Raw genomic sequence first — 12,530 nt, 5'->3', positions numbered from 1 at the left:
GGCCGGTACCCCCGGGCCGAACTAGGCGGAACGGCCTTGATGCACTGACAAGTTGCTCTTGATAATCGACGGCCACACTGGAGGCCTTTATGCCTATCAATGAACTGCGTTCCATCGCCACATTCGCCAGGACGGCCGAACTCGGCAGCCTGCGACAGGCCGCCGCGGCGCAAGGGATGACGCCGCAGGCCGCCAGCCAGGCCCTGGCCCAGCTGGAGCAGCACCTGGGTGTGCGACTGTTCCATCGCACCACGCGCAGCATGGCGCTCACAGACGAGGGGCGGCAGTTTCTGGAGGCCGCGCAGCCCGCGCTGCTCGGTCTGCAGCGCGCCCTGCACATGGCGCGCCGGGCAACCGACGAGATTGCCGGGCCGCTGCGCATCGTGGGGCCGCGATCGACCTTCGCTCCCGTGTTCTGGCCCCTGCTCGACGAGTTCTGCAGGCTTTACCCTGAAGTGCAGCCCGACGTGCAACTGGACGACCGCATCGGCAACTGGGTGGAAGACCGGGTCGACGTGGGTTTTCGCGTCGGCCCGTCGCCGGCCGAGGGCGTCATTGCGCGAAGGCTGTTCGGCCTCCAGCTCATCGTCTGCGCGGCCCCGTCGTATCTTGATCGCCATGGCGCGCCCGACAGCCTGAACGCGCTGGCCGCGCATCGCTGCAGCGGCTTCCGTCTCCCGAGCACGGGCAAGGTCATGCCCTGGTACGTGAAGGTCGGGGAGGATGTCGTCGAGCATCACATCGTTCCGGCACTGTGCGTCAACGACGAAGCGCTGGAAACCGAAGCGGTGCTGGCCGGGCATGTCATCGGTTCGATGACCAGCGTGAGCGCCAGCGCGCACATCCGGGCCGGGCGGCTGATACCGCTGCTGAGCGAGCACGCCGCCGACCGTTCGGCCGTGTTCGTCTACTACGGAAGCCGCGCGGCCCAGCCCGCGCGCGCCAAGGCATTCATCGACCTGGCCATCGAGCGGCTGACCAACAACCCCGCCTACCTGCTGACGGCGGAAGAACTGCGTTCCGCGGAATCCGCAGGGCGGCTTGCACATGCACGTCGTTAGGGTGAGTCGACATTCAATCCGATGCGCTAACCTGTGCCGCCGATGAACGACGTTTCCCGCCCTGATCCCGACGCCCTGCTGGCCCAACTGCGAAACGACGAAGCGCGCGCATTGCGCGGCAAGCTGCGCATCTACTTCGGCGCCAGTGCCGGTGTCGGCAAGACCTGGGCCATGCTGAGCGCGGCGCAGCGCGAGCGCGCCACCGGCCGCGACGTGCTCATCGGCGTGATCGAAACCCATGGCCGCAGCGAGACCGCCGCGCTGCTCACGGGGCTGGAGGCGCTGCCGCTGCGCGAGCTGGACTACCGCGGCCGCACCCTCGCCGAATTCGATCTCGACGCCGCGCTCGCCCGCAAACCCGCCGTGCTGCTGGTCGACGAACTGGCTCACACCAACGCCCCCGGCTCGCGCCACGCCAAGCGCTGGCAGGACGTGCAGGAGCTGCTGGCCGCCGGCATCGAGGTGTGGTCTGCGCTCAACGTGCAGCACCTCGAAAGCCTCAACGGCACGGTCGGCGCGATCACCGGCGTGCGTGTGCACGAGACCGTGCCCGACACCGTGCTCGACGAGGCCGACGAGGTGGTGCTGGTCGACGTCACGCCCGACGAACTCACGGCGCGGCTCGCGGCCGGCAAGGTCTACCTGCCGCAGCAGGCCGAGCGCGCTGCGCAGAACTTCTTTCGCAAGGGCAACCTGATCGCATTGCGCGAGATCGCACTGCGCCGCACCGCCGAGCATGTGGAAGACGACGTGCGCGGCTGGCGCGTGGAGCAATCGGGCGCTGGCGGCAACGGGCAGGGCCGCGAGCTGCAGGCCTGGAACACCTCGGGCGCGATCCTCGCCTGCGTGGGCCCGCATGAAGGCGCGGCGCAGACGGTGCGCACTGCGGCGCGTCTCGCGGGCCAGCTCAATGTGCGCTGGCATGCGGTGTATGTCGAAACGCCCAGGCTGCAGCGGCTGGCCGCGGCGGAGCGCGATCGGACTCTTGCTGTACTCAAGCTGGCGGAAGAACTGGGCGCGGCCACCGCCGTGCTCACCGGCTCGGATGTGGCGGAGCAGCTGGCCGAACAGGCACGCCGGCTCAACTGCGCGACGCTGGTGCTGGGGCGCGCCGAACCGGCCACCGGCTGGCGCCGCTGGTGGCCCGCGGGAGCGCAGCCGCTGGCGCGTGCGCTGGCCCAACGCGCACCCGCGCTCGACATCATGGAAGTGGCCCGCGCGGAAAGCTCGCGCCGCCTGTCGCGCACCCAGCTGGAGGGCATGCGCATCGACAGCGACGATCACGAGAAGGCGCCCACCCACTGGCCCGCCTACGCATGGGCCGCTGCCACCAGCATCGCGCTCACGCTGATCTGCACGCCGCTGGCCCACGTGCTGGAGCTGTCGAACATCGTCATGCTGTTCCTGCTCGGCGTGGTGGGCGTGGCGATGCGCTTCGGGCGCGGGCCCGCGGCGCTGGCGGCTCTGCTCAACGTCGCGGCCTTCGACTATTTCTTCGTGCCGCCGCGCCTGTCGTTCGCCGTGAGCGACGTGCAGTACGTGCTGACCTTCGCGATCATGCTCGGCGTCGGCCTGCTGGTGGGGCAGCTCACGGCGGGGCTGCGCTTCGCGGCCGGCGTGTCGGCCAGCCGCGAGCGGCGCGCGCGTTCGCTGTTCGAGCTCACGCGCGAACTGTCGGCCGCGCTGGAAAGCTCGCAGGTGATCACGCTCGGCACCGCCGCTGTGCAAGGTCACTTCGGCGGCGATGCACTGGTGCTGGTGACCGACGCGGCCGATCAACTGATGCTGCCCGCCGACCCTCCCAAGGGCTTCGACCCGCAGGTGGCCGACTGGGCCTTCCGCCATGCCCAGCCCGCCGGCCTTGCGACCGCCACGCTGGCGGCGCAGGCCTGGCACTACGTGCCGTTGCAGGCGCCGATGCGCGTGCGTGGCGTGCTCGCACTGTCGCCCGCGCAGCCGCGCTGGCTGCTCATTCCCGAACAGGCGCAGCAGCTCGACACGCTGGCGCGGCAGATCGCGATTGCGCTGGAGCGCGTGCACTACGTCGAGGTGGCGCAGCAGGCCGTGGTCGAGATGGAGTCGGAGCGTTTGCGCAACGCCCTGCTCGGCGCCATCTCGCACGACGTGCGCACGCCGCTCACCGCGCTGATCGTGCTGGCTGAATCGCTGCAGACCCTGCCGCCCGAGGAGCACGGCAACACCGCGCGCGCCATCGTCGCGCAGGCACACGAACTGCATGCGCTGGTCAACAACCTGCTCGACATGGCGCGGCTCGAAAGCGGCATTGCAGGCGGTGCGGTGAACCTGCGGCGCGACTGGCAGTCGGTGGAGGAGGTGGTGGGCTCTGCGATTCGCGCAGCGCGCACGTCGCTCGGCAACACCGTCGTGCAGACCGCGCTCGACCCCGAGCTGCCGCTGGTCGAGTTCGACGCGGTGCTGATCGAACGCGTGCTGGTCAACCTGCTGGAGAACGCCACCAAGTACGGCGCGCCGCCCATCGTGGTGGGTGCACGGGCCGAGCCCGGCACGCTGGTGCTGACGGTGCGCGACCACGGCCTCGGCCTGTCTGCCGCGCTGCTGGGCCACGAGCAGAAGCTGTTCGACAAGTTCACGCGCGGCGAGGTCGAATCGGCCACGCCCGGCGTGGGCCTGGGCCTTGCGATCTGCAAGGCCGTGGTGAACGCGCACGGCGGCGAAATCGCTGCGGGCAACGCGCGCGACGGCGGTGCAGAATTCACGGTCACCTTGCCCCGCCGCGAGCCTCCCGAACCGGCAGAAGCCCAACTCTGAACCCATGCCAACCCCCATCGCCATCGTGATCGAAGACGAGCCGCAGATTCGCCGCTTTGTACGCGGCGCGCTCGAGGCCGAAGGCTGGGTGGTGCATGAGGCTGGCACGTTGCGCGATGGACTGGCGGCGGCCGGCACGCGGCAGCCCGATCTGCTGGTGCTCGATCTCGGGTTGCCCGATGGCGATGGCGTCTCGCTGATTCGCGACGTGCGGGGTTGGTCGGCCGTGCCGATCATCGTGCTGTCGGCGCGCACAGATGAAGCCGACAAGATCGCCGCGCTCGACGCGGGCGCCGACGACTATCTGACGAAGCCCTTCGGCACCGGCGAATTGCTGGCGCGGGTGCGAGCCAACCTGCGCCGTCCGCGAGCGGCAGGTGGCAACGGCAGCGAAGAACCTCCCGAGGCGCTGTTCCGCTTCGGCGAGATCGAGCTCGACCGCGCCGCGCGCCTCGTGCGGCGTTCAGGCGTCGAGGTGCATCTGACACCTACCGAGTACCGCCTGCTGTCGGTGCTGGTCGCGAACGCGGGGCGCGTGCTGACGCAGCGCCAACTGCTGCGCGAGGTGTGGGGGCCGTCGCACTCCGACCAGAGCCATTACCTGCGGATCTACATGGGGCATCTGCGGCAGAAGCTGGAGGCCGATCCTGCGCAGCCCCGGCATCTGTTGACTGAGACGGCTGTGGGGTATCGGTTGGTGGTTTAGGCCTTCCCGCAACACCGTGACTCCCAGCCAACAGGGCACGTCGCCGCGCTTGCCTTTGCCCGCCGGCATCACCACAATCCAGCCCACCATGAAATTCATCCAAGCCATCGAGGCGAGCATCGCCACCTGACATCGCCCTCGATCGCGTTCGGAAGGCGGTGCGCCTTCCGGTATTGAAAACCCCGGCAGGTTCGTCCCTCCGGGGTTTTTGTTTTGCTGCACTTCATTCTTCACAACGCCATGCGTACCTACGACAAGCTGATCGCCACGATTCGCCTCCGCCGGAGCGTGGACACCGTGCGCCCGGGCTCCGGCCGCCGCATCAGCAGATTGCACGACACCGTTCGTCGCTAGCCCTCAGGCGAATTTTTCTTGCCCTGGGGCTGGCGCATGCCAACCAGGCCTTCGAAGCAGAGCGCGAAAGAGCGAGCTTCGGCCGAAAGAAAAGAGAGATTCGTCTTATGAACCCGAAACCCAGAAACCTCCGCAACATCGGCATCATTGCCCACGTCGACGCGGGCAAGACCACGACCACCGAACGCATCCTGTTCTATGCCGGCGAGAGCCATCGCATCGGCGACGTCAGCCGTGGCACGGCCCGCATGGACTTCGAGCCGCAGGAGCAGACGCGCGGCATCACCATCAGCAGCGCGGCCATCACGGTCCACTGGAACGCGACGCAGATCAACCTGATCGACACGCCCGGCCACATCGACTTCAACATCGAAGTGAACCGCTCGCTGCGCGTGCTCGACGGTGCGGTCGTCGTGTTCGACGGGGTGGCCGGCGTGGAGCCGCAGACCGAGACGAACTGGCGCCTCGCGGACAAGTACCGCGTGCCGCGCATCGCCTTCGTCAACAAGCTCGACCGCCTCGGCGCGGACTTCCCGCGCGTGGTCGCGATGATGGAAGAACGCCTGGGTGTGAAGGCCGTTGCCGTGCAACTGCCCATCGGCGCGGAGGGTGACTTCCGCGGTGTGGTCGACCTGGTTGGCATGCGCGCACTCGTCTGGGACAAGGACGATGCGAGCCAGCCGTACCGTGTGGTCGACGTGCCTGCAGAGATGCTGGCACCGGCGCAGCGTTGCCGGGAGCGGCTCGTGGCGCTGGCGGTCGAACAGGACGAAGCGGCAATGAACGCCTACCTGAATGGCGAAGAGCCGTCGGCCGACGTGCTGCACGCGTGCATCCGCAAGGGTGTGCTGGCCAGTGCCTTCGTGCCCGTGCTCGCAGGCTCGGCGTTCCGCAACCGCGGCGTGGAACCTCTGCTCGACGCGATCGTCGATTGGCTGCCGAAGCCGGGCGAAGTGGCTATGGCCAGCGATCCACAGGCGCCGTTCGCGGCGCTCGCGTTCAAGGTCGCCAGCGACGACCATGGCGCGATGGTGTTTGTGCGTGTCTACAGCGGCAGGCTGCGGCGTGGCGACACGATGCTCAATGCCACGACGGGCCGCATCGAACGCGCTGCGCGGCTGTACGAAGTGCATGCGGACGACCGCATCGAGCGCGACGAGCTCGTGGCCGGCGACATCGCGGCCATCGTCGGGCTGAAGGACACGCTGACCGGTCACACGCTGTGCGACCGGAATCATCCGGTACATCTGGAGGAGATCAGCGTGCCCGAGCCGGTGATCCACGTCGCGATCGAGCCTAAGGCGCAGGCCGACCAGCAGGCGCTGTCGAAGGCGCTGCAGGCGATGCTGCGGGAAGACCCGAGCCTGCAACTGAGGCAGGACGCCGAATCGGGCCAGACGATCCTGTCGGGCATGGGCGAGTTGCAGCTCGATGTGTCCATCGAGAAGCTGCGCGCGAAGTACGGCGTCGAAGTGTCGGTGGGGCGGCCGCAGGTTGCCTACCGGGAAACGATTTCAAGAGAAGTGGAGGTGCACCATGTGCACAAGAAGCAGACCGGTGGCCCCGGTCAGTTCGCGGAACTGAAGCTGCGTCTCGCGCCCCGTGCGCGTGGCGAAGGCATCGCCTTCGAGAGCCAGGTGGTGGGCGGCGTCATTCCGCGCGAGTTCATTCCCGCGGTCGAGGCCGGCATCCGCCGTGCCGCGCAATCGGGCGTGGTTGCCGGTTTTCCGTGTGTGGACTTCATGGCCACGCTGGTGGACGGTAGCCATCACGAGCGTGATTCGTCGGCGATGGCTTTTGAACTAGCCGCCGCTGCGGCCTTCCGTGAAGCGGCTGCGAAAGCCGGGCCGCAGGTGCTGGAGCCGGTGATGGCGGTGGAAGTCATCACGCCCGCCGACTACCTCGGCGATTGCATCGGCGACCTGCACCGGCGGCGCGGCATGGTCCGCGGCCAGACGGCGCGCGGCAACGCAGCGGTCGTCGAGGCGCATGTGCCGCTGAAGGAGATGTTCGGCTACATCGGCAACCTGCGCGCGCTGTCTTCGGGCCGTGCGCAGTACACGATGCAGTTCGACCACTATGAAGTGGCGCCTGCGGGTGAAATGGCCACGCTTGTGAAGAGCTGATGGTATTGAAAGGGCGGTTCGCAAGAGCCGCCCTTTTTTATTTCAGTCTTCTTTCGGGGCGTTGTGTTCGGGGTGCGTGCGAATGACACCGGGTACTCCCCTCCGCGAATGTCCCCCGGCCTTCGGCCTCCTCCTTTATTTCGCTGCGGGGAGTACCCGGTGCCATTCGCACATAGGCGCAGCGCTTATGCGGGCCGATCGACCGCCGCGTCCATCGATCACGTCGATGGTGTGCTCTGCGCAGCGAAATAAAGGAGGAGGCCGCAGGCCGGGGGACATTCGCGGAGCAGAGCACGCCGTCGGCGTGATCGCACCCCTGAAGACGAACTTTCTCAGGCCGCAGCAACGCCCTTGTTCGGATTCAGCAAGAACTTCTCACCAGTAGCCTGCTTCCCATAAACACCGATCGCATCGAGCTGCAGCGCCTCGACCAGCGACACCTCGCGCGTGTAGTGGCTCGCAAACGTCGTCTTCAGTTCCGCCACAACACGCGCCTTCAAGCGCTGGGTGCCCGCATCGCCGAGCTTCCCGAGGAACGGGAACAGCAGCCACCCGCCCATGCCCCACGCCATGCCGAAGTTGCGCACGAACTCCGTGGGGGCGCGGTCGAGGCCGCCGTAGATGTACACCTGCTTGTGCGTGGTCGAGCCGTAGCGGCTGTATTCCTTGGCGGTGCGGTTGATGGCCGCTTCCATGCAGCCGAGGATCTGTCCCGCGAGCTTGCCGCCGCCGGTGGCGTCGAAGGCCAGCGTGGCGCCGGTCTCGACCAGCGCCTGCGTCAGGTCTTCGAGGAAGGTGGGCGAGGTCGCGTTGCACACGTACTTCGCGCCCAGGCCGCGCAGCAGGTCTTCCTGCTCCTGCTTGCGCACGATGTTGACGAGGGCGATGCCGTCCTTCTGGCAGATCTTGTTGAGCATCTGGCCGAGGTTTGAAGCAGCAGCCGTGTGCACCAGCGCCTTGTGGCCTTCCATGCGCATCGTCTCGACCATGCTGAGCGACGTAAGCGGGTTGACGAAGCACGAGGCGCCTTCGGCTGGCTTGGTGCCGTCCGGCAGTTCCAGGCACTGCGCGGCGGCAAGGCAGCGGTACTGCGAGTACATCGCGCCGCCGATGGCTGCCACGGTCTTGCCGAGCAGCGCCTGCGCGGCCGGCGACGAACCGGCTTTCACCACCACGCCCGCGCCTTCGTTGCCGACGGGCATCGATTCGTCGAGCCGCGCCTTCATGGCGGGCAGCACACGCTCGGGCACGGTGGCGGTGACGACGGGGCGATCGGCGGTGCCGGAGGCCTTGGCGGTGCTCATGTCGGCCGCGCCGAACAGCAGGCCCAGGTCCGACGGGTTCAGGGGCGACGCCTCGACGCGAATCACCACTTCGTGGGCCTGCGGCTCGGGAATGGGGTCGTCGTGCAGCGAGAGTTCGAGTTCGCCGCTGGCGCGAATGAGGGAGCGGATTTGCAGTGCCATGGAAGAGCCCTTTTCAGAAGGTTCGCAGATGGCCTGTGGCCACGGGGCGGCCAGTATAGGAGCGGGGTACGAAAGGCGCTGGCGCCTTCAGGACACCATGGGCACCACCGGGGCATGGGCCAGCGCCTGGCGCATCTTCACCGGGTCGAGCCGCTCGATGTAGCGCGGAATGTTGCGCCACAGCGTGTGATAGCCATAGCCGCCGCGCAGCATCTCGTGGCGCGCGCTGTCCTTGTCCCAGTCTTGTACCGCCATGCGGTACACCGCCGCGACCACGCCGGTGCGGTCGGCGCCGTGCATGCAGTGGATGAGCACCGGGCCGTGCTTTTCGGCCTCGCGAATGGCGAGCAACGCGCGCAGCACCTTGGCGTCGTCGATGGACCAGGTGTTGATCGGCACGCGCACCAGCCGGATGCCGCTGCCCGCGAACACCTTCCTGTCGTCGTTGAAGGAGCGCAGGCTCACCACCGTGTGGATGCCCAGCGATTGCAGCGCCGCCATGTTGGCGCGCCGCGGCTGCGCGCTGCGGTACAGCGTGGGCGTGATGCGGTGCAGGTTCTCGACTTGCAATGCGTCCAGCGGATCGGCCCAGTGGCCGGGGCGCGGGTCGGCAATGCCTTCTTCTGCTGCCGCTGCAGCCTTGCCGTGCTTCTTCTTCGTCATTGCTGTCGTTGCTTCTGGCGAGGCCAGTGCCGCGTTGCCAGTATCAGCGCCGCCACCGCGAGGCCGCCCCAGTAGTCGACCGGCGCGCCCCACATCCAGTGCTTGTGCCAGAACGCATCGACCGGGTTGAAGCGCTCCCAGCCGAAGGCCGGGTTGATGAGGAACCAGGTGAAGTCTTCGCAGACCCAGAACACGATGAGGCCCGCCCCCGCCAGCCCCATGTCGCGCCAGGTCCATCGCCCGTTGAAGGCCAGCGGCGAGAAGAACACCAGCGCCATGAAGGTGAACACCCAGGCGTGATAGCCCGTCATCGCGCGGCCGCCCCAGAAGATGTCGAGCCAGATGCTGTTCTCGATGCGCCAGGTCGGCAGCGACGTGGCCCAGCCCGCGCCGCCTTCGATCTGGATCTCGGCATTGGCGAAGAAGAAGGCCATGACGACCACCCAGGCGAGATAACCGAGCGTGCGGGCCACGCTCGTCTTTTCGACGGCGCCGCTCACGCCTTGGCACCCAGCACGTGTTGCAGCACCGCGCGCGCCGCCTGCGGCTTGCCCAGCGCCCGGCTGCGCGCAGCCATGGTCGCGAGCTTGGCGGGGTCGGCCATCAGGCGCGCCACCTTGTAGTCGAGGCCGATGGCGTCGTAGGCCAGCCAGGCCGCGCCTTCTTCCATCAGGAAGCCGGCGTTGTGTTCTTCCTGCCCGGGAATCGGCGAGATCAGCAGCATCGGCTTGCCCAGCGCCAGGCATTCGGACACCGTGAGGCCGCCGGGCTTGGTCACCACCAGGTCGGACGCGGCCATCATCTTGTGCATTTCGTTGGTGAAGCCGATGGCCACCACGCGGCCCGGATAGCGCCTGGCCAGCGCTTCGAGCTTGCCATGCGCTTCCACGTTGCGGCCCGCCACGGCGATCACCTGGAAGTTGCCTTCCTTGCCGTCATGGCCACCCAGGCCGAGCACGCGCTCGACCATGCTCGGCAGGTCGCCGACGCCGGCACCGCCCGACGCCATCAGCAGCACGGGGCGCGAAGGATCGAGGCCGAGTTCCGCCGCGCAGGCATTGCGCGCCAGCGCCGGCACATCGGGCTCGGAAAAAGCCGGCATCACCGGAATGCCGGTGACGTGGATCCGCTCCGCCGGAATGCCCCGCGCCCGCAGGCGGAAAGCAACCTCTTCCGTCGCAGCAAGGTAGCCCGCCATGCCCGGCACCAGCCACATGTTGTGCAGGTCGTAGTCGGTGATCTGCAGCCACACGGGATATTCGATGCGGCCGCGATTGCGTTCGCGCATCAGCAGTTCGGCCGGCAGGAAGTGCGTGCAGACCACGGCATCGGGCTTTTCGCGGCGGATTTCGCGCACCAGTGCGCCGGTGCTCAGCCGCTCGATGCCGCGGCGCAGGCGCTGCGAGGGCGCGTGGTGCGGCGTGGTGTCGGTGCGCTGGTGCAGGTACGACCACAGCTCGGGTGCGCGGTTCACGAGCTGGATGTACCAGTCGGTGTAGACCTTACGAAAGCCGCTGGCCACGTGGGCCATCGCGTCGATGTGAACCGCCGTGCAGGGCGGGACTAGGTTCTGGGCGGTGGCGGCAAGCGCCTGTGCTGCACGCACGTGGCCGTTGCCGGCGCTCACGCTGAGGATCAGGAGTTTGGTCATGGATTCGGCGGTCTGGGCGGATTATGGCTATGCCTTGTGGCACTGCCCCTTGGGGAGCCTGAGGCGCGATCACGCCGACGGTGTGCTCGTTCAGCACAGCGGTTGATCGGCCGGCACAAGCGCTGCGCTCATGTGCGAATGGCACCGGGTGCTCCCCGCAGCGAAATAAAGGAGGAGGCCGCAGGCCGGGGGACATTCGCGGAGGGGAGTACCCGGTGTCATTCGCACCCGCCCCGAAGGAGCGACCCGAACCGCCTCAGAGCGGCGCGCGAGAGGTGACGAACTGGTTCACCCCGATGGCAGCCCGCTCGCGTATTGCATCGAACGTGGTGCTCTCGACAATGCGCCCGTTCTCGAACACCGTCTGCAGCAGGTCGACCTGACCTGCCGCAAGCGTCTCCTCACGCACGGTGTTCTCGACGCCGTTCGCATCACGCACCAGCGCAAGCCGACCCTTCTTCGAGGCCTTGCTCACATCACCCACCGGCGACTTGTACACGTCGCGCCACTCGCCGTTCACCTGCATGGCCGAGCACTTCATCGCCCACTGCATCGTGTCGCGATTGACCTGCTGCAGCAGCCCGCCACCCATGCCGAAGGAGATGTTCTCCGTCGAGAAACCGTTGTGGAAGAAGTTCGACAGGCACAGCCGCAGCGAGTCGAGGTTCACGCCGTCGCCCTGGATGATGCGCACGTTGTTCAGCACGCGAAAGCCCTTGGCATTCGTCGTGGTGCCGAAGCGGTCGGCCAGGATCTGCGCCACCTTCAGCGTGGTCTCGGCCGGGTCGCCCGAGTCGGGCCGCACCACCAGCGTCGCGCCAGAGGCCACCACCTTCGCCTTCAGCTCGCCGCCCCAGATGCGCGCGCAGGCATTGAAGATGTCGTAGCTGTCGCTCACCACCGCGAAGGTCGCGCCGGGCTTGCCGAACTGCTCGACCATGTTGCTGTACGCGTCGGCTTCATGCTCGCGGCCCCAGCCCGTGATGGTGCTGTGCTCGGCCGCCGGAATCGAAAAGCCCGCCACGTCGCAGTCGTAGTACCGGCGCGCGGCTACCAGTGCGGCCAGCGTGTCGGTGCCCATGAAGTTCACCAGGTGGGCCATGCCGCCGAGCGCGGCTGATTCGAGACTCGACACCCCACGCGCGCCGAAGTCGTGCAGCCTGAAGGCGATCTGCCCTTGCGGGTCGTCGCAGGTCGCTTCGAGGTACCGCAGCAGTGTGGTGCGCGCGGCAGCCGAGAGCGTGGCGACCGTGGTGGGGTACCAGATCGCGCGCAGCAACTCGGTCTCGAGAAAACTCGTGACCCAGAAGAACTCGGGGTCCGTGTTCTCGATGGTGGCCAGCACGTTGTGCACCGGCAGCACGCTGCCTTCAGGCACCGCGCGGATGCGCACCGGCATCAGCCCGCCATGCTTCTCGATCAGGCGCAGCCAGCCTTCGCGGTTGAAGGGCTCGCCGTGCGCGGCCATGAGCAGGGCGGCTTCTTCCACGTCGTCGCGCGTCACCGGCGTCTGCAGGTATTCGCGCAGATAGGCCTGCAGGCCGAAGAACAGCGAGTGGCTGAAGATGCCGCCGCGCGACTCGATGTAGCTGTACACCGTCTGCGTGCCGGGTGGATATTGCATCCAGTGCGACACCTTGTAGGAGTCGGTGCGAAGCAGCAGGTTGTTGCCCAGGGGCGAGGAGGTGAGATTGCGGTTCATGTGAAAGCTCC

At 67.5% G+C, this 12,530-nt stretch carries 9 protein-coding genes; 4 read left to right on the top strand and 5 right to left on the bottom strand.

Annotated features, from left to right (window positions below; all coding sequences use genetic code 11):
* Nucleotides 1-89 precede the first annotated feature (89 nt).
* From ACN9MV_RS30615 to fusA, 4 genes are all read left to right on the top strand, one after another.
* Nucleotides 90-1,061: a LysR family transcriptional regulator gene (locus tag ACN9MV_RS30615; protein WP_093060015.1), complete on the top strand. Its 972-nt coding sequence runs from the start codon at nucleotides 90-92 to the stop codon at nucleotides 1,059-1,061.
* A 42-nt stretch (nucleotides 1,062-1,103) separates the two neighbouring features.
* On the top strand, nucleotides 1,104-3,851 hold the full coding sequence (locus tag ACN9MV_RS30610) for a DUF4118 domain-containing protein (protein WP_426390696.1): 2,748 nt from the start codon (nucleotides 1,104-1,106) through the stop codon (nucleotides 3,849-3,851).
* A gap of 4 nt (nucleotides 3,852-3,855) precedes the next feature.
* A complete protein-coding gene (gene kdpE / locus ACN9MV_RS30605) occupies nucleotides 3,856-4,557 on the top strand; it encodes a two-component system response regulator KdpE (RefSeq protein ID WP_093080910.1) in 702 nt (233 codons plus the stop codon).
* 461 nt (nucleotides 4,558-5,018) lie between these two features.
* Nucleotides 5,019-7,037: an elongation factor G gene (gene fusA / locus ACN9MV_RS30600; RefSeq protein WP_426390695.1), complete on the top strand. Its 2,019-nt coding sequence runs from the start codon at nucleotides 5,019-5,021 to the stop codon at nucleotides 7,035-7,037.
* A 332-nt stretch (nucleotides 7,038-7,369) separates the two neighbouring features.
* Here fusA and ACN9MV_RS30595 read toward each other — a convergent pair whose 3' ends face one another.
* The 5 genes from ACN9MV_RS30595 to ACN9MV_RS30575 form a co-directional block, all read right to left on the bottom strand.
* Nucleotides 7,370-8,503, bottom strand: coding sequence for a zinc-binding dehydrogenase (locus tag ACN9MV_RS30595; protein ID WP_426390694.1), 1,134 nt, complete (start codon nucleotides 8,501-8,503; stop codon nucleotides 7,370-7,372).
* Nucleotides 8,504-8,590: 87 nt separating this feature from the next.
* The gene (locus tag ACN9MV_RS30590; RefSeq protein WP_426390693.1) at nucleotides 8,591-9,166 is read right to left on the bottom strand and encodes a dual specificity protein phosphatase family protein; all 576 of its coding nucleotides are present in this window, start codon (nucleotides 9,164-9,166) and stop codon (nucleotides 8,591-8,593) included.
* Nucleotides 9,163-9,666 carry a hypothetical protein gene (locus ACN9MV_RS30585; protein WP_426390692.1) on the bottom strand — a complete coding sequence of 168 codons (504 nt, stop codon included), beginning with the start codon at nucleotides 9,664-9,666 and terminating at the stop codon, nucleotides 9,163-9,165. The genes ACN9MV_RS30590 and ACN9MV_RS30585 overlap by 4 nt, the downstream gene beginning before the upstream one ends.
* Nucleotides 9,663-10,817, bottom strand: coding sequence for an MGDG synthase family glycosyltransferase (locus tag ACN9MV_RS30580; protein ID WP_097197728.1), 1,155 nt, complete (start codon nucleotides 10,815-10,817; stop codon nucleotides 9,663-9,665). The genes ACN9MV_RS30585 and ACN9MV_RS30580 overlap by 4 nt, the downstream gene beginning before the upstream one ends.
* Nucleotides 10,818-11,073: 256 nt before the next feature.
* Nucleotides 11,074-12,519, bottom strand: coding sequence for a nicotinate phosphoribosyltransferase (locus tag ACN9MV_RS30575; protein WP_426390691.1), 1,446 nt, complete (start codon nucleotides 12,517-12,519; stop codon nucleotides 11,074-11,076).
* Between the last annotated feature and the right edge of the window lie 11 nt (nucleotides 12,520-12,530).

It is taken from the genome of Variovorax sp. R-27 (genome assembly GCF_049913215.1).
In the GTDB taxonomy this organism is placed as follows: Bacteria; Pseudomonadota; Gammaproteobacteria; order Burkholderiales; family Burkholderiaceae_C; genus Variovorax.
Note: the sequence above shows the minus strand (reverse complement) of the source record. Positions and strands in the feature narration are given on the sequence as shown.